Here is a 19,886-nt window from a genome sequence, read left to right on the forward strand (position 1 = left end):
GCAGGGACCGCGGTCGGAAAAACAATCTGAATGGACTCGTACCGCGCCAGTAGCGCCGAAAAGTCAGCTTCCTTCACGTACACAGGATTGAAGGAAGGCGAAGGAGCGCATTACTGAAAAGCCCGGCCGTTGCGCCGGGCTTTTTGGAATGCCTGCCTTGCTCGCATAGGCATTACTACCAACCAATCATTCATAGATGAGAAGCCACACAATGTTGAAGAAATACCTCGCTCCACTCCTGGCCACCGCGGTGCTGTTCGGCACTGGCACACACGTGCTGGCAGCCAACCTTTTGGTCAACGGCAGTTTTGAACAATCGGATTGCGCTGGCGGCTGCATTCTGGACACCCCGGCGAAAGCCAATGCCATCACGGGCTGGACGACGTTCTTGTCCGGTGCTGAATACTTCAACATGCCGAATGCCATTGGCGGCTCTGTTGCCGCGGACGGCGTGATGATCGTTGACCTGGCCAACTATGTTTACGGTAACGGCGGCGGGATCCAGCAGAATTTTGCCACTACCCCGGGCGCCAGATACCGACTGACCTTCAGCGCCGGTAACTCCCGTTACGCCAGTCGTTCGGGAGACGGTGTCATTCAACTGAAAGTGGCCGGTCAAACCGCCACGTTCAACACACCGACAGCCAAAGGCGTTGCGGTTGAATGGAGCACCTTAACCTACGAGTTCACCGCAATTACCGCGCAGACAACCCTGGCGTTTTCCAACGAGCAGAATCCGTACGCCAACTATGCCTTTATCGATAACGTCATTGTTGAGCGCCTGTAACACCCTCCGCCAGGGAGCTGCGCTTACTACCAAAGTGAAAAGCAGCAGCGCACGGGTGCTGTCTGCGCACCACCTCTACTTTCATCAATGCTCCCGGGAGGCGTGACATGACAAACGAGCAACAAGCGTTGGCGGACATGCCGATCTGGCTGGTCATCCTCCTTGCCGTGGTGGGCGGGGTGTCCGGCGAAATGTGGCGCGCCGACAAGGAGGGCGCTCGCGGCTGGCCGCTGTTGCGGCGTCTGGCCCTGCGCTCCGGCGCCTGCATGATCTGCGGCGTCTCGGCGATCATGCTGCTGTACGCCGCCGGCATGTCGATCTGGGCTGCCGGCGCATTCGGTTGCCTGACCGCCATGGCCGGCGCCGATGTCGCCATCGGTCTGTACGAGCGCTGGGCCGCCAAGCGCATCGGCGTCTGCGAAGTCCCGCCGCGCGACCAGCCTTAACCTTGACTGTTTCCATGCCGCCGTTCTGGCGGCAGGGCTTCGCGTGGACGATTGAAAAGGAGGTCATGTATGCCCACACCGATTCAGCAGCCGTCGCAATTGTTCACAGCCATCGCGACGACGCTGCGAAACACTGCCGGACTCAACCTTAATGTCGGCAATAACGATGATTTCGCCGCGCCGGGCGATCAAGCCTGGGTGTTGATCGACTTCGACCGCAACGCGCCGGGAGTGCGCGCCGCTGACGGACGCATCGCACACGTCATGACGGTGTCGCTGCAAGTGATTCCGGCGCTGTCTGCCAGCGCATTTGCCGCGTGCGATCTGATCGCAGTGCTGAAAAACCTGATCACCGACAACCGCTGGAACCTGCCCGGCGATCAATGCGATCTGCCAATGAACATTGATGGTTTGCCGTCATCGCTTATCCGTGCCGAGCAGCAATACAAGGCCTGGACGTTGACGTTCAACCAGACCCTCTACCTCGGCCCGACGCTGCTCGACGATCCGCTCGGCACACCGAAATTTGCCCGCACCTGGGAAGTCAGCAGCATCGACGACCCCGACCAATACACCGCGCTGGAGGCCTGACCGATGTTCGACGCATTACTGCGCATGCAACTGGGTCCGCTCATCGAGCGCCTGGCCGAAATGGAAGCGGAAATCGATGACCTGCACCGTCGCGCCGAGAGTTTTTGTCGCATCGGCATTTGCCAGTCAGTCGATCCCGCGAGCAACACCTGTCAGGTCAGCCACGGCGGATTGCTGACGCCGGCCATCAAGTTCTTCAACCCGAGTGCCGGCGCGCAAAGCGAGTCGCGGATTCCCTCGGTGGGCGAGCAGTGTTTGCTGCTCAACTACGGCAGCGGTGAAAGCGGCGCCCAGAGCGTGGCGTTGTTCGGTCTGAACAGTGACCGTTTTCCGCCGACTTCGACTGTGCCGACGCTGACCCGCCGCGTGCATCAGGACGGCAGCGAAAGTGGCTACGACGACGCCACGCACACCCTGCAATGGCTCAACGGCCCCGCAGCCTTCAACGGAAACCGCGAGTCGCTGGAACTGAAAATCGGCCCCGCGCGCCTGGCGATGAGCCCACAGGCAATCAACCTGCAACTGGGCGCGGTCGGCCTGACCATCGACGCCTCGGGCGTGCACTTCAGCGGCCCGTTGGTCGATCACCAGGGCCGCGTCATCAGCCCCTGATTAAGAAACTTCCCATGATCGGAATCGATAGAGACAGCGGGGCCACGGTCGACGACTGGCTGCAGTTTGTGCAGCGCGCGACCCGGGCCCTGACCACGCCGCTGGGCACCCGGCAAAAACGCCCCTTGTACGGCTCGCTGATCCCCTCGCTCTTGGGGCAGAACCTTGGCGACGACGTACTGCTTCTGGCCCAGAGCCACGCCGCGCAAGCCTTCTACAACCGGCAGAACGGCATCGATGATTTTCAGCCGAGCGTGATTGTTGCCAGCCGTCAGGGAGCCGGTCTGCTGCTGCGTTTCGCCGGTACCTGGAAAAACCGTCAACAAACCTTCGAGGTCGTGACATGAGTATGTTGATCCCCGGCCAGAACCAACTGGCCGAACCCGCGCTGATCACCGTCGAAGCCTTCGAAGACCTGCTCGCCGAGTTCAAGACTTTCGTCATCGAATACGTCGGCGCGCGTTCGCCGGACAGCGCGGCGAAACTCAAGACCAGCCTGGAAAATGAAAGCGAACTGCTGACGCTGGCGCTGGAAGCGTTCTGCGTGCGCCTGCAAACCCATGAACGCAAATACAACGCTCGCATCAAGCAGATGCTGGCGTGGTGGGCGACCGGCAGCAACCTCGATGCGCGGCTGGCGGACATGGGCCTGGAGCGGCAGTTGCTCGATCCGGGTGATCCGGCGGCATTCCCGCCGGTGCCGGCGATTTATGAAAGCGACGACGACGCCCGGCTGCGTTATTACCTCGCGCCCCATGCTCCGGCGGCGGGCTCGCGAATGCAGTATCGCCGAGAAGTCTTCACCCTTGGCGAACGGCCGACGGTGAAGGTCGAATCCACCGACGCCGGTGTGGTCAACGTCACGTACACCTTCAACCCGGATGGCCTCGCTGCGCAGGTCAAGGATGGCAACGGTCGGCGCACGGCGCCGGGCGAAGTTCAGGTCACGGTGTTGTCCCGCGAGGGCGACGGCACGCCGACCGCCACACTGCTCGACGGCGTCCGCCAGCACTTCGCCCGCCCCGACGTCTGCCCGGAAACCGACAAGGTCACCGTCAAAGGCGCTGACATTCAGCGCTACAAGATTCGCGTGGTGGCGAAGATCAATTCCGGCCCCGATTCAGGCCTGACCAAAGTCGCTGCGCAGCAGCAATTGCAGGCTTACGCCGACAGTTGTCATCGCCTTGAAGGGCGGGTCGATCCGAGCTGGATCGACTACACGCTGCACAGCGCCGGTGCCGTGCAATTGCAGATTCTGGAACCGATGGCGCCGATCGTGTGCAGCGCTTTTCAAGCACCGTACTGCACCGCAGTTGAAGTCGAGGTGCTGACGCTATGAGTGAGCCAACTCAGCGGCCGACGTTGCTGCCAGCCAACAGCTCGGCGCTTGAACGCGGACTGGATCTGGGCTTCGGTGCGCTGCTTGATCGCATCGCACCGCCGTTTCCCGAGCTGATGAACCCGAGTGAAACCCCGGCCGCGTTTTTGCCGTATCTGGCAGCGGATCGCGGTGTCGCCGAATGGAGCAGCACCGCAGCGGAAGCGGAAAAACGCCTCACCGTCGAACTCGCCTGGCCCACCGCGCGCCAGGCTGGCACCCGCAAGGCTTTGGAAAACGCTGCCAAGGGTTTGCAACTGCGCCCGGAAGTCCGCGCCTGGTACGAACAGTTACCCCCCGGCGCGCCGTACAGCTTTTCTGTGCGGGCCTTCAGCGAACAACCCTACAGCGAAGAAATCGACGCGCGTCTTGATCGACGACTGGCCGATGCCAAGAGCGAACGGGACGTGCTGTCGGTCTCGGTCGGCCTGAGCGCTTTCGGCAATCACGTCATCGGCGCCGCGACTTTTTGCGGCGAGCTGACCACGGTTTATCCGGTGTTCGTCGAAGGGCTCGAAACTTCGGGAGAGGCATTCATGGCCGCCGGCATGTACACCGTCGAAACATCCACTATTTATCCTCAGGGGGCCTGAATGGCTGACTATTACACCCTGCTCACCAACGCAGGGATTGCCTACGAAACGGCGTGCAAAGCCGCGGGCACGCCGATCAAGTTGACGCAGATTTCCGTCGGCGACGGCGGTGGTTCCGTCTACAACCCGGCCGCAACCGCCACGGCGCTGAAACGCGAAGTCTGGCGCGGGCCGCTCAATGCACTGTTCCAGGACGAAAAAAATCCGAGCTGGCTGCTCGCCGAAGTGACCATCCCGCCTGATGTTGGTGGCTGGTACGTACGGGAAGCCGGGCTGTGGACTGACACCGGGATTCTCTACGCCATCGTCAAATACCCGGAGTCGTTCAAACCGGTTCTGGCGACGTCGGGCTCGGGGAAAGAGTTCTATATTCGCTCGATTTTCGAGACCAGCAATGCGTCGCTGGTGACGTTGTTGATTGATGACACGGTGGTCAAAGCCACGCGTGCCTGGGTCATGAGTTATCTGGCCGAAGAACTCGGCAAGCTGGATGGTAAGCAGTCGGTGCGTGTCGCCGCAACGGGCAACGTGGTGTTGAACGGCGCGCAGCAGATTGACGGTGTGGCTGTGATTGCTGGCGACCGCGTGTTGCTGGCGAATCAGACGCTGGCCAAGGACAACGGCCTGTGGATTGTCGCCAATGGTGACTGGGTGCGGGCAACCGATGCCAACAGCAGCGCCAAGGTCAAGCCGGGTCTGACGGTCATGGTGGAGGAGGGCACGGCGAACGGTGATTCGTTGTGGCACCTGACCACCAATGCACCGATTACCCTCGGCACGACTGCGCTGACGTTCAAGATGTTGGCCGGGCGCACCGGGATTGCTGCCGGGACTTACAAGAGTTTGACTGTTGATGAATATGGTCGGGCGACGGCGGGTGCGAACCCTGAGACGCTGGCCGGATTTGGCATCAAGGATTCGTACACCAAGGCTGAAGTTGAAGCGTTGATTGCCAAGGCGTCGGCGTTGCCGGTGGGTTCGATTGTTGCGTTCCCCGTTGATGCACCGCCGCCGGGTTTTCTTGAACTGGATAACAGCGTCAAGAGCAGTGCGACTTACCCGGACTTGAGCGCTTATCTGGGCGGCAAGTTCAACAAGGGTGATGAGGGTGTCGGGAATTTCCGTTTGCCTGAGGCGCGTGGGGAATTCTTGCGTGGTTGGGATCATGGGCGTGGGGTGGATTTCAGTCGAGGGATCGGTGACTGGCAGCCGGATGAAGTCAAAGAGCACTTGCATTTTCTTTCCGCGAAATATGGCGGTGGAACTGGCACATCAATAGCCGCGACGGTGCAGTTGGGACTTTCGGGTCAGCCTGACACTCAAAGTAAAACGACGGGAGTTGAAGCTCTTGATGGTTCGGCGATGGGAGGAGGTGAAACCCGTCCTCGCAACATCGCCGTCATGTGGTGCATCAAAGCCTGGAACGCCCCGGTCAATCAGGGAACCATCGACGTCGCCGCGCTGGCCAAAGAAGTCGAACGGCTGAAGTCCGCCGTTCCGGTGGGTGCTGTTCTGGCATTCCCAACGGGAATTGTTGCGCCTGGTTATCTAGAGTTGGATGGCAGTGTGCAAAGCATCGCGACCTATCCGGATTTGGCGGCGTATCTCGGTACGACATACAACAAGGGCAATGAGGGTGCCGGTAACTTCCGCTTGCCGGAATCGCGCGCTGAGTTCCTTCGTGGCTGGGATCACGGACGCGGCGTGGACGCTGGGCGTGGCATCGGCACTTGGCAAGCTGACGACAATAAATCCCACATTCACGGGACTACCTATGACGTCATCGCCGATATTTTCGCGGCCGGAGACGTCAGACGTAATTATCTTCAGCAATACAACAATGTTGACGATGTCGTAACAAAGGCGTCGGGTGGAGCTGAAGCACGTCCCCGCAACCTTGCGGTCATGTGGTGCATCAAGGCCTGGAACGCGCCGATCAATCAGGGAAGTATCGACATTGCTGCGTTGGCCGTTTTGGCACAGCAAGCGACTGAAACGAGTCAAGGCACCGCTAAGGTTGCCACGCAGATTCAAACCAACGCCGGAACCGACGACACAGTTATTGTTTCACCGAAAAAACTGCGCCTCGGATTCGAGATCAGTCTTGCCGCCAATGGATACATCATTTTCCCATCGTGGCTTGGCGGCCTGATGTTGCAATGGGGATTGGCGAATATGCCGGGGACATCCGCAAACTTCAGTTTCCCGATTGCCTTCCGCAACAATGTTTTTCAAATGATAGCTACCGATGGCGGCGGTGGTGCCCATTCATTGGGTGTGAGTCCAGGAACAACCGGCTTCACCGCTTGGGGCAATGTGGCGACAACGAACTTCCGCTATCTGGCCATAGGTAACTAAAAATGCGTTATTACAGCAAATCAACAGACTGCACTTATCTGGATCGTGTGCATTCGGTGATGCCGGATGACGTGATTGAAATCAGTGACGCTCTCTATCAGGAAGTCTTCGCCAATCCCATGCTCGGAAAAGTCCGTAGTGTGGATGAAAGCGGACTGCCGATCTTGATTGATCCGCCGGGTTTGACTTCAGAAGAGAGAGACAAGCTGGAACGCAGTTGGCGAGATGAACAGATCAACACTGTTCTTTGGTTGCGTGAGCGTCATCGCGACCAACTCGATCTGAACCAGACACCATCGCTGACAACTGAGCAATTCAGCGGACTGTTGATCTACATTCGAAACTTGCGCGATTGGCCCCAATCGCCAGATTTTCCATCGGCAAAAGCACGTCCGATCGTGCCTTCCTGGATCGCTGAGCAGCCTCAATAAACGCCCCGCACCCCGGGGCGTTTTCTTGTCCGCTTAAAACATTCAACACCCGCCAAAGCCCCTCCCTCTGAGGGGCTTTCCCGTTTATGGAGAAACGAAAAATGGCAACCCGCCAAACCTACACCGTGCTCGTTCCATTCCCCACCGGTGGTGGGCACTGGTCGAGCGTCGGTCAAGACCTTGATCTGCTCGACGTCGAGGCCAGTGCCTTGCACTTCGCCGGTCGACTGGAACTGAAAGCCCCCTCCACCCAGGCCAAAAAGGCCGCTACCAAGAAGGCTGACTGAATATGGCTGAGGTTCTGAACTTCGAGCACAACGGCATTACCGTCAATGCCACTGAATCCCCCGAGGCCATGGGTGGCCTGGGTGACAACGTCATCGGTCTGGTCGGCACCGCGCCGAAGGCTGATCCGCTGATTCCGCGTAACGCCCCGTTTCGCATCAACAGCTTCACCACCCACGCGCTGCTCGATCCGACCGGTTCGGAAGAGGGCACCCTGTACCACGCGGTTTACCAGATCCTCAAAGTGGTCAAGGTGCCGGTCTACGTGGTGATCGTCGAGGCGGGCGCGACCCCGGCCGACACCGTTAACGCAGTGATCGGCGGTGTTGAGCCGGCGACCGGCCGCAAGCTCGGTCTGGCGGCGCTGGGCAGTGTCCCGGAAGACCTGACCATCATCGGCGCGCCGGGCTTCACCGGCACCAAGGCTGTGGCCAGCGAGTTCGCCTCGTTCGGCAAGCGCATCAAGGCCCGTGTGGTGCTGGACGGCAAGGACGCGTCCGTCGCCGATCAAGTGCTGTACAGCCAGGAACTCGGCGGTGCGGATCTGGGTTTCGACCGTTGCCTGGTGGTGCACAACATGCCGGCCGTGTACTCGAAAGCGGCGAAGAAAAACGTCTTCCTGTCGCCGTCCAGTCTGGCGATTGCCGCACTGGCCAAGGTCAAACAGTGGGAGAGCCCGGGCAACCAAGTGACCTACGCCGAAGACGTCTCGCGGGTCGTTGAATACAACATCCTCGACACCTCCACCGAAGGCGATCTGCTCAACCGCTACGGCGTCAGCTATTACGCTCGCACTGTGCTCGGCGGCTTCTCGCTGCTGGGTAACCGCTCGATCACCGGCAAGTTCATCAGCTACGTCGGCCTCGAAGATGCGATCAGCCGCAAGCTGGTCAAGGCCGGCCAGAAAGCCATGGCCAAGAACCTGACCAAGTCGTTCATGGATCAAGAGGTCAAGCGCATCAACGACTGGCTGCAGACCCTGGTCGCCGACGAAACCATTCCGGGCGGCAGCGTCTATCTGCACCCGGAGCTCAACAGCGTCGAGAAGTACAAGAACGGCACCTGGTACGTGGTCATCGACTACGGCCGCTACGCGCCGAACGAGCACATGGTTTATCAACTCAACGCCCGCGATGAAATCATCGAGCAGTTCCTGGAGGACGTTCTCTAATGTTTACCAACCGCAATCGCCAGGCCATCGCGGCCACCCTGCAAGGCCTGCCGCTGTCGGCGACCGTGGAGGAATTCACCCCGCCGAAAATCGAATTCGACATGGAAGAGATGCGCGGCGGCCGCTTCATCGTCGAAGAAATGGCCAAGGGCGGCAAAGCCCTTGCCGCCAAGTTGACCCTGCAAGGCATGGGCACCGAAGTGATGCTGGCGCTGGGCGTGAAGCTGGGCGACGACATCCTGCTGAACGTGCGTGAAGCCGGTCAGGATCAGGACGGCAACACCTGGTTCACCTACCACACCGTCGGCGGCAAGCTGAAATCCCTCGAGGAGACTGCGGTGAAGATGGGTGAGAAACCCAAGACCAACCTCGAGCTGTCCTGCCGCACCTACAACCGCCTGGAAAACGGCGTGCCGGTGATCGACATCGATGTACGCACCCAGAAGTTCGTGCTCAACGGCGTCGACGTTCTCGGTGATGCCCGTCGTGCGGTGCTGATGCCTTAACGCAGTAAGTCCGCCGGGCATATGACCCTGTGGGAGCGGGCTTGCTCGCGAATGCGGTGTGTCAGTCGAAGCATGTGTTTCTGACCCTCCGCCTTCGCGAGCAAGCTCGCTCCCACAATGGGTCAGTGTGACTGGCAGATGTTTAGCAACACCCCCTCAAGAATCACCAAGGAATTCATTCATGTCGTGGATGCCACCCAAGCATGATCTGTTGTCGCCAATCACCGGCGATGACGGTTCGCAGATCGAACAGATCCAGCTCAAGCCGCTGTTCTACGCCGCGCAAAAAGAAGCGCTGGAGCGCGCCGGCGATGACGAAGACGATCAGTTTTTCGAACTGGCGCTGCTCGCCACTGGCCTGTCGGTCAAGGAGCTCGACCAGCTCAAACGCCCGGACTACGTCAGCATCGCCCAGTACGTGCACGAGATGTCGACCCGCCCGGCGGCGTACTTTCTCGATCAGGTCGAGGACGCGGAAAAGTCGAACGATCCCGATCAGATCCAGCTGCTGCAACCCTTGGCAGTCACCGGCCGCACCGTGACCTCGCTGAGCCTGGAAATGCCGGTGCTGCGCGCCACCAAAGTGATGAAGAAACTGAAAACGGCCAAGGAACGCGCCGAATTCATCACCGCCCATTGCACCGGCCTGATGATCCCCGATCTGGCCCTGTTGAGCGTCCCGGACTGGACGCAATTGCAGGTGCGCATCGACGATTTTTTAAACCAGCCGGCGGCCTACTTTCGGAACGCGACATCGAAGTAATCCTCGATATCGTCCCGCTCATTTACCCGGTAAGTGAAGCGGAGATTCTGGAATGGGACGCCGAAAAGGCGTTGCGCCGCTACGACATAGCGATCACTCGCCTTGGCGTTAAACAGGAGTAGAGCGGCATGGCAGAGAGCAAATTTGCGCTCACGTACGCCAATGAGAGTGGCAACGCAGCAAGCGGATTGACGAGCCCGGATGGCCTCGGCAGACCGCTGCAGGATTTGAACCTGACTCTGGCCGTGGCGAGTGTCGACATTCGCTTGCTGACGCAGGAACAGATCAAGCTTCGGGAGTTACTGGTCAACCAGCAGTCGTTGTTCAAGGCCAGCGGTTCGGCCCCGGCTGCCAGCAGTGAAGCGAAGTCAAAACTCAAGGCCGAGATCGAGCAGCGTTCGCCGCCAAAGCTCATGCAACCGGCGATGGCCAACGAAACGGCGCTGGTCGAACTCAACCAGTTGCTCAAGATGAGCCATGAACAGTTGCAGGCGCATTCCCGGGGCACGCTGGAACTCGCCAGCGAGAAGCAGGTTGCAGCCAGTGGTGCGACCAACGCGGATCTGTTGCAAGTGCAACTCATCGGCGCCCGATCCGGTATTGGCGAGGGTGCCAAGGGTGACCAGCGGGCGAATGTATTGACGTGGTTCTCCCGTGACGCCGCGATCAACGCGTCGGCGTTCAGGACGGATGTCAAAACCGCTGGCGAGATGTTGGCCGCCTGGCGTTCTTCGCTGAAGCTCGATCAATACCAGAGTCAGGATCTGGCCGATGCAACGAGTTACCTCGGCAGCAGTGGCCTTGATGCCAAGGCAGCTGATATCGGCTCGGTTGTACAACGTTCCGGCGAGGCTGCAATCAGCGCCGGAATGACGCCTGAGCAAGTGGCTGCATTCGCGGCGGCGTTGCTCAACAGTGGCGCAGACAAGGAGGGCGCCAGCGCTGCACTGAAGGGAATGACTTCGGTGCTGGCCAAGGGTGAAGCGGCATCGACCGAGCAGCGTGCGGCCTTGGCTCGTCTAGAGCTAAACCCCGAAGCGCTGGCTGGCGAGATGCACACGGACGCCCCGGCAGCCATCAACTCGGTTCTTGCGGCACTCAATAAACAACCTGTGCAAGAACGGGCGGCACTGACGAAAACGCTGTTTGGCGAAAACGACGCCCGGGTTCTGGAGCTGCTGAAGAAGCCCGAGGATGTACAAAGCGCCTTCTCTCGGGTGGCAGACAAAGGCAAATACGCCACATCGGAGCTTGGCGCAGACGCAGGCGCAGCGGCGAAATCTGCTGAGGCTTTCGGCGCTACCTCGCAGGGGCGCTGGAATGCACTGGATGCAAGCCTGACCCGACTGTCCACGGCATTTGGCACTGCGTTGGCGCCTTTGGCTGATGGCGCCGCGGTGGTACTCACGGCATTGGTCAATGGTGTCAGTGCAGCAGCCGAAGCGTTTCCGGCGCTCACGGCTGGACTGGTTTTACTGGGGGCGGCAGCTCTTCCCTTTGTAGGCGGTGCATTGAAGTCCGGCGTGGCCTCGGTGCTCGACGCTGTATCCAACAGGCTGTTACGCCTGGCGGCTACGCGATTGCCGACCGAAATGGGCGACATGATTGTCGGCGATGACGATGACAATGGTGGACGCAAGAAGAAACGGGCTGGCCGTCGACCCGCTCGACGACACCCGTCGAGCGGATCTCGCGCGGCAGCTTCACGTTCAGCTCCGAGGGGGCGCCTGGGAGGGGCGATGGCGAAGCTCACGCCTCTGTTTGACGATGTGAAAGTCGGGTTCAAGCTTTGGGGTGATGGGGCTGCCAGCAAACTGGCCCCCCTGACCAGGGGACCGGTCGCCAGACTCATGCCCATGGTCGAAAGTGTTGGCGCCAGGGTCATGCCATCGGTAGCCAAGGCTTTGCCCGCCATCAAAATCGGTGCGCCACTGGCCATTGCCCACGCCGCCTACACGGGATTGAAGGGCTGGCGCGAAGGCGATGACAAAGCCGTCAAAGGTGCCGCCGGTGAACTGGCCGGAACCGCCATTGGCGCCACAATCGGTACGTTCATTGCGCCGGGTATCGGTACGTTCATCGGTGGGACGCTGGGTGGAATGTTCGGTTCCTATCTGGGAGAACAATTGGCGACGCCCCCCGAGGACAAACTGGCTCCGCCCGCGCAGGTCGCCAGAGACCTGTCCAGTGCGCAGACACAAAACCAGCAACTCACCTATGCGCCGTCGATTCAGATCAGCGGCAGTGAAATCGCCAGTTCCGAAAAGGTCGGCGCGGTGATTTCGCAAGTCCTGCAAAACCATTTCAGCAGCCAATTCGTCTCCACGATGAGCACCAACCCCCTCGCCACCCGCCGCGACGCAGCCCTGACCGATGGAGTCGCCTGATGAAACAACAAATGGCACTGGGCAGTTTCATTTTCGGCCTGTCGCGTAACTTTGCGTACCACCAGTTGTTGCGCAAATCCGACGGTGGCTGGACCGAGCTGCAGATTCTCACCAGCAAACCCAAGTCCCACCAGACGGGACAGAAACCCGAAACCCTGACCATCACCGGCAAGTCGATGTACGCGGTGGCCATGGATCGGCTCGACGAACTTCGGGCACTGCAGGCTCTGCGCATTCCGCTGCCGTTAATCGACGGCATCGGTCGCAATTGGGGCTTGTGGCGAATCAACAGCGTGCAGGAAACCCAGACCCAGATCATCGATGACGGCACGGCGATGGTCGTCGACTGGGTCATCGAACTGGCGGAGTTCAACAATGCGTAAGGTACGAAGCGTGGCCGGTGATTCGGTGAATCTTTTGCTCTACCGCGAAACCGCTCGCAGTGATGACGCCGCCGAAGAGGCGTTGTGGAAACTCAATCCGACGCTGGCCGAATACGGCCCGGTTTTGCCGGCGGGCGTCTGGGTAACACTGCCGGAGCTCGACAGCAAACCCGCTGCGATCAAACCGGTTCTGGCCTGGGATTAAGGAGGCTGCATGGCACAGGGATTTACCCCGGCAATCGAAATCTACGGGGCCAACAAGGACCTGCTTAACCAGCGGCTGATCAGTTGGGAACACATCGATGCCGCAGGCATGGAGTCCGATCAACTGACGCTGGTGCTCGACCTCGAAGGCCTCGAAGGCTTGCCGAGCCTGGGTGGAACGATCGGCCTGCGGGTGGGTTATCGGGAGTCCGGGCTGGTCGAAAAAGGTCAGTTCAAGGTGACTCGACTGACACCGACGCTGTTTCCATTACGTCTGACGCTGGTGGCTACCGCAGCGCCCTTCAGTGGCAAGGACGAGAGCGAATTCAAGGAACGACGCACGGCCAGTCATGGCCCCACGACCCTCGGCGGATTGTTTCGGACACTGGTTGAGCCACACGGTTTCTCGCCGCGCGTCGATCCCGAACTGGCGCTGATCAGAATTGCCCATGTCGACCAGTCGAATGAAACCGACATGAGCTTCATCACACGACTGGCAAAAAAGTACGACGCGGTGGCCAAACCGTTCAACGATCTCTACGTGCTGGCGAAACCGGCGCAGCTCAAATCGCTGTCGGGCCAAGTGATACCGGACGTCAGGCTGGCGGTGACCCGCAACAATCGTCCGGGCGATCACGCCTTCATCAGCGCCACGCTGGAAGAGACCGCTCGCACCCAGAACCAGGGGTGCAAGACCTGCTTCTGGGACGGTGCTGTTGGCGAGCTGCGGGAGGTGATCACCGGTTCCGCACCCTACAAGGTCATTCGCCAGAAACAGGCCAGTGAGGAAGAAGCCAAAGCCATCGGTGAAGCCGAAGTGCGCAAGATGCTGCGCGAGAAATACACGCTGAAAGTCACCTGCCCGGGCGATCCGCTGCTGGCTGCCGAAGGCCTGTTGGTGCTCGATGACACTTGGCCGGACTTCATGCGCGGTCGCTGGTCGATCAAAAAGGTCACCGCCAGCGGCAAGCGCGAGGAAAGCTATCGCTGCCTGATCGAGGCAACCGGTCTCGACGCCAAGGCCTGATCCCGCGCGCCCCCACAGCGACAGATATCCCTGTGGAAGCCGCGGTGTCTTCCTCAATCTACCCCATTCTGGAACACCCTCATGAAGATCACCCCGATCCTCACGCAGTTGCGTGCGCAATGCCCTGGTCTGGCCAACCACATCGCGGTGGGTGTCGATCTGGCGTTGCTGCAAGGCAACCCTGATCTGCCGACACCTTCTGCCCATGTCACGCCGCTGGCCGATGTGGCCAGCAACAGCACCGCGCAAAACCTCATCACCCAACCGATCCGCGACCGCTTCGAAGTCGTCCTCGCGCTTGACGCCACCGACGCCACAAAAGCGCTGGATCTGTTGCATGACCTGCGCGCCGAACTGTGGCGTGCGCTGGTCGGTTTCAAACCGGACACCGACTACAACGCCATCGTTTACGACGGCGGCGAACTGGTCTCGATCAACAGCAGCCGCGTTCTCTACCGGCTGCGCTTTTTTGCCGAGTTCCAGCTCGGTCGCAATCTGCCGAGCCAGCCTGCGCAGAGTTGGCACGAACGTGAACTGGACGGCTTGTCGTCCTTTACCGGGGCCACCGTGCGGGTCGATGCGATCGACCCGGCCGACCCCAATCTGAAACACCCGGGCCCCGATGGGCGCGTGGAACTGACTTTCTCTGGAGACGTAACCCCATGAGCAATCGCATCACCGTACTGCCGGCCGCCGGCCGTGTCGTACCTGACCCGGAAGCGGGCGATCTGCTGCCCAAAGAAGGCCGTGAAGTGCTGGACAGCGCCTGGTGGCGCCGGCGTCTGGCCGACGGCGATATCACCCTCAAAACCGTAAAAGCTAAACCACAGGGAGCCAAATAATGGCGATCGGATTCAGCAACATCCCCGCGGACATTCGTGTGCCGCTGTTCTATGCCGAAATGGACAACTCGGCAGCCAATAGCGCGACCTCGGCCATGCGCCGTTTGATCGTCGCTCAGGTCAACGACAACATCGCTCCGAGCGAAGTCGGCAAACTGGTGCTGGTGTCCAGCGTGGCACTGGCGAAAAGCATCGGCGGCCAAGGCTCGATGCTTGCCTCGATGTACGAAACCTTCCGCAAGGCCGACCCGATCGGCGAGATCTGGTGCCTGCCGCTGCACAACGCTGAAGGGGCCATCGCCAAAGGCGTGCTGACCCTGACCGGCACTGCCACTCAGGCTGGCATGCTCAACTTGTATGTCGGTGGCGTTCGCGTACAAGCCACCGTGGTCAATGGAGCCACCGCCGCTCAAGCGGCTACCGCGCTGGCGCAGAAAATCAACGCCACCGCCGATCTGCCGGTGAGCGCTGCGGCGGCTGAAGGTGTGGTCACCCTGAACGCCAAATGGACGGGCGAGAGCGGCAACGACATCAGCCTGCAATTCAATCGCCTGGGCAAGAGCAACGGCGAAGAAACCCCGGCGGGCCTGACCACCGCGATCACCGCCATGGCGGGCGGCGTCGGCATACCGGATCAAATCGCTGCCGTCGCGGCGCTGGGTGACGAGCCGTTCGAGTTCATCGCGCTGCCGTGGTCGGATCTGGCCACCCTCAACACCTGGCAAGCGGTCATGGATGACAGCACCGGTCGCTGGTCGTGGGCCAAGCAATTGTTCGGTCACGTCTACAGCGCCAAGCGCGGCACCGTCGGCACTCTGGTGGCGGCCGGTCAGGCGCGCAACGACCAGCACATGACCATTCAGGCGCTGGAACCGGGTGTTCCGCAACCGGTCTGGGTGCAGGCTGCGGCACTGGCGGCACGTACTTCGGTTTTCATCTCTGCCGACGCCAGCCGTCCGACCCAAAGCGGCAGCCTGCCAGGTGTCGATCCGGCTCCGGCCAGCGAGCGTTTCACCCTGACCGAGCGTCAGTCGCTGCTCAATTACGGCATCGCCACCGCGTACTACGAAGGCGGTTACGTGCGCATCCAGCGTTCGATCACCACTTACCAGAAGAACGCTTACGGCCAGGCCGACAACTCCTACCTGGACAGCGAAACCATGCACCAGTCGGCGTTCATCGTGCGTCGTCTGCAAAGCGTGATCACCAGCAAGTACGGTCGCCACAAACTGGCTTCCGACGGTACCCGTTTTGGCGCCGGTCAGCCGATCGTCACCCCGGCGACCATTCGCGGCGAGCTGATCGCTCAGTACGCCAAGCTCGAACTGGAAGGCCACGTGGAAAACGCCGAACTGTTCGCCGAGCACCTGATCGTCGAGCGCGACGTGCAGGATCCGAGCCGCGTGAACGTGCTGTTCCCGCCGGATTACATCAACGGGCTGCGCGTGTTCGCACTGCTCAACCAATTCCGTCTGCAGTACGACGACGCGGCCTGATAAGCGCGTTTGACGCCAAGCATTCAGCCCACCGCGCGTGGGCTTTTTTATTGAAGGGAGTAACACCATGGGTCAACTGATTGCAGGCACCTGCTACGTCAAGGTCGACGGCGCACAACTGACTATCAATGGCGGCTGCGAAGCCCCGCTGATGGCGGTCAAACGCGAAACCGTCGTACCCGGCTTCTACAAGGAAACCGACATCGCGCCGTCGTTCAAAGTGACTGCGCTGCACACCGCCGACTTCCCGCTGAAGAAGCTGATCGAAGGCACCGACATCACCGTCACCTGCGAATTCAGCAACGGCAAAGTCTACGTACTGGCCGGCGCGTATCTGGTCGAAGAGCCAGTCTCCAAAGGCGATGACGCCACCATCGAACTGAAATTCGAAGGCATCAAGGGAACCTGGCAATGAGCGGCGCCGTGAAGCTTCAGGTTGCGATCGAAGCTCACGGCGAGCCCCTGACCGAACTCGTCCTGCGCCGCCCGACGGTGCAGGAAGTGCGAGCGATCAAGGCGCTGCCGTACAAGATCGACAAGAGCGAAGAGGTCAGCCTCGACATGGACGTCGCGGCCAAATACATCGCCGTGTGCGCCGGCATTCCGCCGTCGTCGGTCAACCAGTTGGATCTGGCTGACCTCAACGCGCTGAGCTGGGCCGTTGCGAGTTTTTTCATGAGTGCGGCGTCGGCGCCATCACCGACCTGATCGCCGTCGCCTATGACCTGGCCTGGTTCTGGAAGGTTGACCCCGAACAGATGATGGCCAGGCCACTGGATGTGCTCCGCGAATCGCTGGAGCACGCGCAACGGATCAATGCGATGCAGGAGGTGCAGTGATGGCAGACACGGATAACAAACCAAAAACGTCGGTGCTGATTACCGGCATCGACGAGCTGTCGCCCAAACTCGGCGCCCTGCGAGTAAAGGTCGAGAGCTTCAAGAAAAACCTCGAGCAGACCGGCCTCGGCAAACTCGACATCAGCGGTCTGTTCAAGGGTGGCAGCGTGATCACGCCGTTCGTCGACGGCATCAAATCGGCGGCGGCGTTTCAGGGCAAGTTGACTGAAGTCAGCGAGACGGCGAAAACCGTCGACCTGCCGGCTGCACCGAAAGTCGCCGCGCAGAACATGAACGTGTTCAGTGCGTCGATGGAGAAGGTCTCCACGGCGGTGAATGCCGCCCTGGTGCCGGCAGTCGGGGCCGTGGTCGTTGGACTTGAGCCGATGCTGACGGGTTTCGGCAGTTTGCTCGATGACAACCCTGAACTGGTGCAAGGCCTGGCCGCGGGCGCTATCGCGTTTTCGGCGATGCAAACCGCAGTGACCGGTGCGACGCAAGTGCTTGATGTCATGAGCCTGGTGATGAAGGCCAACCCGATCATGCTGATTGCCACTGGCATTGCCTTGGCAGCCGGTTTGATCGTGGCGTACTGGAAGCCGATCTCGACGTTTTTCGCCGGTCTCTGGCAGAAGATCGCCCCGGTGGTCATGCCGATGGCCGAGTTTTTCAAGACGATGTTCGGTTATACGCCGTTGGGGCAATTGATCAGCAACTGGGAGCCTGTCACAGCGTTTTTCGCGACATTGTGGGACGGCGTCAAAGCCGTTGCCGCACCGGTGATCGAGTTCTACAAGACGCTGTTCAACTACTCGCCGCAAGGGTTGATCCTCAATAACTGGGGACCGTTGGTGGGTTTGTTCTCATCAATCTGGGATCTGCTCAGAGCGGTGTCTGTGCCGGCGAAAACCTTCCTTCAGCAGTTTTTTGACTGGTCACCGCTTGAAGTGATCCAGGCGATCTGGGGTGGGGTGGTCAGTGTGTTCACGGCGATCTGGGATTACATCAAGCTGCCGTTCCTGGCGATGTACGCGATTATTCGCGAGCAATTGGGATGGTCGCCGCTGGAGAAAATCATCGAGAACTGGGCGCCCGTCACGGCCTGGATTGAAACGTGGTCGAACAGGTTTCAGGAGGCCATCGCACCGATCAAGGCATTTTTCAACGGCGGTTTCGGTGAGCTGGTAGCCGACGCCAAGGCCCGAGTGGATGTCTTCACGCAGGCCCAGTTGAAAACCAACGCTGAAGGCAACGGTGAGCTGGCGCCGGTGTTTTTCAAAGGCAGCAGCGAGTCGCCAGCGAGCAAGTTGTCCGCACCGGGCACCTTGCCGGAAAAGCCACCACTGCAAACCGGTTCACTGTCGCAAACCTCCAACACCCTGATCCAGCAAAGCGCAATCAACAACCGCACACAACTCGAAGGCGGCCTGACGGTGCGCTTCGAAAATGCGCCGGCCGGATTGCGCACCGATCAACCGCAAACCAATCAACCGGGGCTGGCGCTGTCTTCGCGCATCGGCTATCGCTCGCTGTCGGCAGGAGGTTCCAATGAACTGGCGTGACCGTTTGTTGCCGGCATCCTTTCGCGGTGTCGGGTTCTGGATCGATCAGGCGAAAACCCCGGTCGGTCGCAAAGGTCAGTTACACGAATACCCGCAACGCGACCTGCCGTATTTCGAGGACCTCGGCCAGCAGGCCAAGACCCACGATCTGACGGCGTTCATCATCGGCCCCGATTGCCTGGAGCAGCGCGACAAGCTGCTCAAGGCGCTGGAGGCGGGCAGTGGTGAGCTGGTGCATCCATGGCTTGGACGCCTGCAAGTCAAGGTCGGCGAATGCGACATGACCCACACCCGCCAGGACGGCGGGTTGGTGACCTTTGCGCTGAAGTTCTATCCCGACCAGCCGCTGCCGTTCCCCACCGCGACGGTCAGCACGCAGAAAGTCTTGCTGGTCAAAGCCGACACGTTGCTGGGTTCGGCGGTGGCGCGTTTCGAACAGGCAATGACCCTGATCAAGGCTGCGCGGATCGGCATTGCCAATCTGCGCAACAGCCTCACCGGGGTTTACGAGGTAATCAAGGAACAGCTCAAACCGCTGATCGAGCAATACCGGCAGATCACCGAACTGGTCAAAGCCGTCAAGGAGCTGCCCAAGGAAGTGGCAGCGGAATTCAAGGGTTTGCTCGGTGATATCAAGGAGCTCAAGGCGTTCGCGAAGGAGGGCTACCGTGGCGTGATTGCCGACGTGTCCCAACAACTCGAAGCCATCCGCAAGGCGGATGCGCCGAAGATCACCACTGGCAAGGACACCAACGCAGCAGCGCAGGCGATGGCCGATCTGGTGCAGGACACGGTGCTGGTCAAAGTGGCGCAGTGGGTTGCGTCGATGCCGGTGGCGACCACCCCGGTGAAGCTGCAATCGACACCGTCGTTGGGGCAACAGGCTACGAGCCCGGTGACCCGCCAGGAAGTGCCGGTCAGTGACGACATGAAAGCCCTGCGTGCAGCCGTGTCGGCTGCCATCGATCCAATGTTGGCGAAGGCCGGCCCGGCGCACTTTCAGGCGATCAACGATGTGAAAGAAGCACTGGTGGCGCACCTCAAGGCAGTGGCGTCCTCCGGTGTGCGGCAAGTCAGCAAGTCGTTTCAGGAAAGCTTTCCGGCACTGGTCGTCGCGTACAAGCAATTCGGCGATGCCACGCGGGTCGATGAAATCACTCAGCGCAACGGGATTACCCATCCGGGGTTCTCGCCCAACGATGTCAAAGTCTCCGGGGAGTGAACC

General features: G+C 60.3%; 24 protein-coding genes. All 24 read left to right on the forward strand.

What is annotated here, in order from left to right:
- Positions 1-211: 211 nt before the first annotated feature.
- A complete protein-coding gene (locus F2P67_RS12895) occupies positions 212-787 on the forward strand; it encodes a DUF642 domain-containing protein (RefSeq protein ID WP_166220856.1) in 576 nt (191 codons plus the stop codon).
- Between the two features lie 107 nt (positions 788-894).
- Positions 895-1,233 carry a phage holin family protein gene (locus tag F2P67_RS12900; RefSeq protein ID WP_077571337.1) on the forward strand — a complete coding sequence of 113 codons (339 nt, stop codon included), beginning with the start codon at positions 895-897 and terminating at the stop codon, positions 1,231-1,233.
- A gap of 69 nt (positions 1,234-1,302) precedes the next feature.
- On the forward strand, positions 1,303-1,824 hold the full coding sequence (locus F2P67_RS12905; RefSeq protein ID WP_166220857.1) for a hypothetical protein: 522 nt from the start codon (positions 1,303-1,305) through the stop codon (positions 1,822-1,824).
- Positions 1,825-1,827: 3 nt separating this feature from the next.
- On the forward strand, positions 1,828-2,436 hold the full coding sequence (locus F2P67_RS12910) for a phage baseplate assembly protein V (protein WP_166220858.1): 609 nt from the start codon (positions 1,828-1,830) through the stop codon (positions 2,434-2,436).
- A gap of 14 nt (positions 2,437-2,450) precedes the next feature.
- The gene (locus tag F2P67_RS12915; protein WP_166220859.1) at positions 2,451-2,783 is read left to right on the forward strand and encodes a phage baseplate protein; all 333 of its coding nucleotides are present in this window, start codon (positions 2,451-2,453) and stop codon (positions 2,781-2,783) included.
- Positions 2,780-3,775, forward strand: a complete 996-nt coding sequence (locus tag F2P67_RS12920; RefSeq protein ID WP_166220860.1) for a baseplate J/gp47 family protein — start codon at positions 2,780-2,782, stop codon at positions 3,773-3,775. Before F2P67_RS12915 ends, F2P67_RS12920 begins: the two co-directional genes overlap by 4 nt.
- Positions 3,772-4,407: a phage tail protein I gene (locus F2P67_RS12925; protein WP_166220861.1), complete on the forward strand. Its 636-nt coding sequence runs from the start codon at positions 3,772-3,774 to the stop codon at positions 4,405-4,407. The genes F2P67_RS12920 and F2P67_RS12925 overlap by 4 nt, the downstream gene beginning before the upstream one ends.
- The gene (locus F2P67_RS12930) at positions 4,408-6,765 is read left to right on the forward strand and encodes a phage tail-collar fiber domain-containing protein (protein WP_246226496.1); all 2,358 of its coding nucleotides are present in this window, start codon (positions 4,408-4,410) and stop codon (positions 6,763-6,765) included.
- Positions 6,766-6,767: 2 nt separating this feature from the next.
- The gene (locus F2P67_RS12935; protein WP_166220862.1) at positions 6,768-7,196 is read left to right on the forward strand and encodes a phage tail protein; all 429 of its coding nucleotides are present in this window, start codon (positions 6,768-6,770) and stop codon (positions 7,194-7,196) included.
- A gap of 101 nt (positions 7,197-7,297) precedes the next feature.
- A complete protein-coding gene (locus tag F2P67_RS12940) occupies positions 7,298-7,483 on the forward strand; it encodes a hypothetical protein (RefSeq protein WP_166220863.1) in 186 nt (61 codons plus the stop codon).
- A gap of 2 nt (positions 7,484-7,485) precedes the next feature.
- Positions 7,486-8,652 (forward strand): phage tail sheath protein, encoded by a 1,167-nt coding sequence (locus tag F2P67_RS12945; RefSeq protein ID WP_150604687.1) that lies wholly within the window; start codon positions 7,486-7,488, stop codon positions 8,650-8,652.
- A complete protein-coding gene (locus tag F2P67_RS12950) occupies positions 8,652-9,158 on the forward strand; it encodes a phage major tail tube protein (RefSeq protein ID WP_166220864.1) in 507 nt (168 codons plus the stop codon). The genes F2P67_RS12945 and F2P67_RS12950 overlap by 1 nt, the downstream gene beginning before the upstream one ends.
- A 181-nt stretch (positions 9,159-9,339) precedes the next feature.
- On the forward strand, positions 9,340-9,921 hold the full coding sequence (locus F2P67_RS12955) for a phage tail assembly protein (protein WP_166220865.1): 582 nt from the start codon (positions 9,340-9,342) through the stop codon (positions 9,919-9,921).
- A 128-nt stretch (positions 9,922-10,049) separates the two neighbouring features.
- A complete protein-coding gene (locus tag F2P67_RS12960) occupies positions 10,050-12,308 on the forward strand; it encodes a phage tail tape measure protein (RefSeq protein WP_166220866.1) in 2,259 nt (752 codons plus the stop codon).
- A complete protein-coding gene (locus F2P67_RS12965) occupies positions 12,308-12,691 on the forward strand; it encodes a phage tail protein (RefSeq protein WP_166220867.1) in 384 nt (127 codons plus the stop codon). The genes F2P67_RS12960 and F2P67_RS12965 overlap by 1 nt, the downstream gene beginning before the upstream one ends.
- Positions 12,684-12,896, forward strand: a complete 213-nt coding sequence (locus F2P67_RS12970; RefSeq protein ID WP_166220868.1) for a tail protein X — start codon at positions 12,684-12,686, stop codon at positions 12,894-12,896. The genes F2P67_RS12965 and F2P67_RS12970 overlap by 8 nt, the downstream gene beginning before the upstream one ends.
- A gap of 9 nt (positions 12,897-12,905) precedes the next feature.
- The gene (locus F2P67_RS12975) at positions 12,906-13,922 is read left to right on the forward strand and encodes a phage late control D family protein (protein ID WP_166220869.1); all 1,017 of its coding nucleotides are present in this window, start codon (positions 12,906-12,908) and stop codon (positions 13,920-13,922) included.
- A gap of 81 nt (positions 13,923-14,003) precedes the next feature.
- Positions 14,004-14,588: a phage tail terminator protein gene (locus tag F2P67_RS12980; protein WP_166220870.1), complete on the forward strand. Its 585-nt coding sequence runs from the start codon at positions 14,004-14,006 to the stop codon at positions 14,586-14,588.
- Entirely contained in the window at positions 14,585-14,764 is a 180-nt protein-coding gene (locus tag F2P67_RS12985; protein WP_166220871.1) for a DUF2635 domain-containing protein, read from the forward strand. Before F2P67_RS12980 ends, F2P67_RS12985 begins: the two co-directional genes overlap by 4 nt.
- Positions 14,764-16,260, forward strand: a complete 1,497-nt coding sequence (locus F2P67_RS12990; protein WP_166220872.1) for a phage tail sheath subtilisin-like domain-containing protein — start codon at positions 14,764-14,766, stop codon at positions 16,258-16,260. The genes F2P67_RS12985 and F2P67_RS12990 overlap by 1 nt, the downstream gene beginning before the upstream one ends.
- 67 nt (positions 16,261-16,327) lie before the next feature.
- Positions 16,328-16,675, forward strand: coding sequence for a phage tail tube protein (locus F2P67_RS12995; RefSeq protein ID WP_007908779.1), 348 nt, complete (start codon positions 16,328-16,330; stop codon positions 16,673-16,675).
- Positions 16,672-16,968, forward strand: a complete 297-nt coding sequence (locus F2P67_RS13000; protein ID WP_007908778.1) for a phage tail assembly protein — start codon at positions 16,672-16,674, stop codon at positions 16,966-16,968. Before F2P67_RS12995 ends, F2P67_RS13000 begins: the two co-directional genes overlap by 4 nt.
- Positions 16,969-17,098: 130 nt before the next feature.
- On the forward strand, positions 17,099-18,661 hold the full coding sequence (locus F2P67_RS13005) for a phage tail tape measure protein (protein ID WP_166220873.1): 1,563 nt from the start codon (positions 17,099-17,101) through the stop codon (positions 18,659-18,661).
- Entirely contained in the window at positions 18,648-19,883 is a 1,236-nt protein-coding gene (locus F2P67_RS13010; RefSeq protein WP_166220874.1) for a DNA circularization protein, read from the forward strand. The genes F2P67_RS13005 and F2P67_RS13010 overlap by 14 nt, the downstream gene beginning before the upstream one ends.
- Positions 19,884-19,886: the final 3 nt, after the last annotated feature.

It is taken from the genome of Pseudomonas atagonensis (assembly GCF_011369485.1).
GTDB classification, from domain to species: domain Bacteria; phylum Pseudomonadota; class Gammaproteobacteria; order Pseudomonadales; family Pseudomonadaceae; genus Aquipseudomonas; species Aquipseudomonas atagonensis.

Coding starts and splice junctions, on each gene's coding strand:
- F2P67_RS13000 (WP_007908778.1), top strand. CDS start 16,672: ATGAGCGGCGCCGTGAAGCTTCAGGTTGCGATCGAAGCTCACGGCGAG.
- F2P67_RS12960 (WP_166220866.1), top strand. CDS start 10,050: ATGGCAGAGAGCAAATTTGCGCTCACGTACGCCAATGAGAGTGGCAAC.
- F2P67_RS12900 (WP_077571337.1), top strand. CDS start 895: ATGACAAACGAGCAACAAGCGTTGGCGGACATGCCGATCTGGCTGGTC.
- F2P67_RS12945 (WP_150604687.1), top strand. CDS start 7,486: ATGGCTGAGGTTCTGAACTTCGAGCACAACGGCATTACCGTCAATGCC.
- F2P67_RS12985 (WP_166220871.1), top strand. CDS start 14,585: ATGAGCAATCGCATCACCGTACTGCCGGCCGCCGGCCGTGTCGTACCT.
- F2P67_RS12935 (WP_166220862.1), top strand. CDS start 6,768: ATGCGTTATTACAGCAAATCAACAGACTGCACTTATCTGGATCGTGTG.
- F2P67_RS13010 (WP_166220874.1), top strand. CDS start 18,648: ATGAACTGGCGTGACCGTTTGTTGCCGGCATCCTTTCGCGGTGTCGGG.
- F2P67_RS12965 (WP_166220867.1), top strand. CDS start 12,308: ATGAAACAACAAATGGCACTGGGCAGTTTCATTTTCGGCCTGTCGCGT.
- F2P67_RS12925 (WP_166220861.1), top strand. CDS start 3,772: ATGAGTGAGCCAACTCAGCGGCCGACGTTGCTGCCAGCCAACAGCTCG.
- F2P67_RS12975 (WP_166220869.1), top strand. CDS start 12,906: ATGGCACAGGGATTTACCCCGGCAATCGAAATCTACGGGGCCAACAAG.
- F2P67_RS12915 (WP_166220859.1), top strand. CDS start 2,451: ATGATCGGAATCGATAGAGACAGCGGGGCCACGGTCGACGACTGGCTG.
- F2P67_RS12930 (WP_246226496.1), top strand. CDS start 4,408: ATGGCTGACTATTACACCCTGCTCACCAACGCAGGGATTGCCTACGAA.
- F2P67_RS12910 (WP_166220858.1), top strand. CDS start 1,828: ATGTTCGACGCATTACTGCGCATGCAACTGGGTCCGCTCATCGAGCGC.
- F2P67_RS12950 (WP_166220864.1), top strand. CDS start 8,652: ATGTTTACCAACCGCAATCGCCAGGCCATCGCGGCCACCCTGCAAGGC.
- F2P67_RS13005 (WP_166220873.1), top strand. CDS start 17,099: ATGGCAGACACGGATAACAAACCAAAAACGTCGGTGCTGATTACCGGC.
- F2P67_RS12905 (WP_166220857.1), top strand. CDS start 1,303: ATGCCCACACCGATTCAGCAGCCGTCGCAATTGTTCACAGCCATCGCG.
- F2P67_RS12995 (WP_007908779.1), top strand. CDS start 16,328: ATGGGTCAACTGATTGCAGGCACCTGCTACGTCAAGGTCGACGGCGCA.
- F2P67_RS12980 (WP_166220870.1), top strand. CDS start 14,004: ATGAAGATCACCCCGATCCTCACGCAGTTGCGTGCGCAATGCCCTGGT.
- F2P67_RS12990 (WP_166220872.1), top strand. CDS start 14,764: ATGGCGATCGGATTCAGCAACATCCCCGCGGACATTCGTGTGCCGCTG.
- F2P67_RS12895 (WP_166220856.1), top strand. CDS start 212: ATGTTGAAGAAATACCTCGCTCCACTCCTGGCCACCGCGGTGCTGTTC.
- F2P67_RS12955 (WP_166220865.1), top strand. CDS start 9,340: ATGTCGTGGATGCCACCCAAGCATGATCTGTTGTCGCCAATCACCGGC.
- F2P67_RS12920 (WP_166220860.1), top strand. CDS start 2,780: ATGAGTATGTTGATCCCCGGCCAGAACCAACTGGCCGAACCCGCGCTG.
- F2P67_RS12940 (WP_166220863.1), top strand. CDS start 7,298: ATGGCAACCCGCCAAACCTACACCGTGCTCGTTCCATTCCCCACCGGT.
- F2P67_RS12970 (WP_166220868.1), top strand. CDS start 12,684: ATGCGTAAGGTACGAAGCGTGGCCGGTGATTCGGTGAATCTTTTGCTC.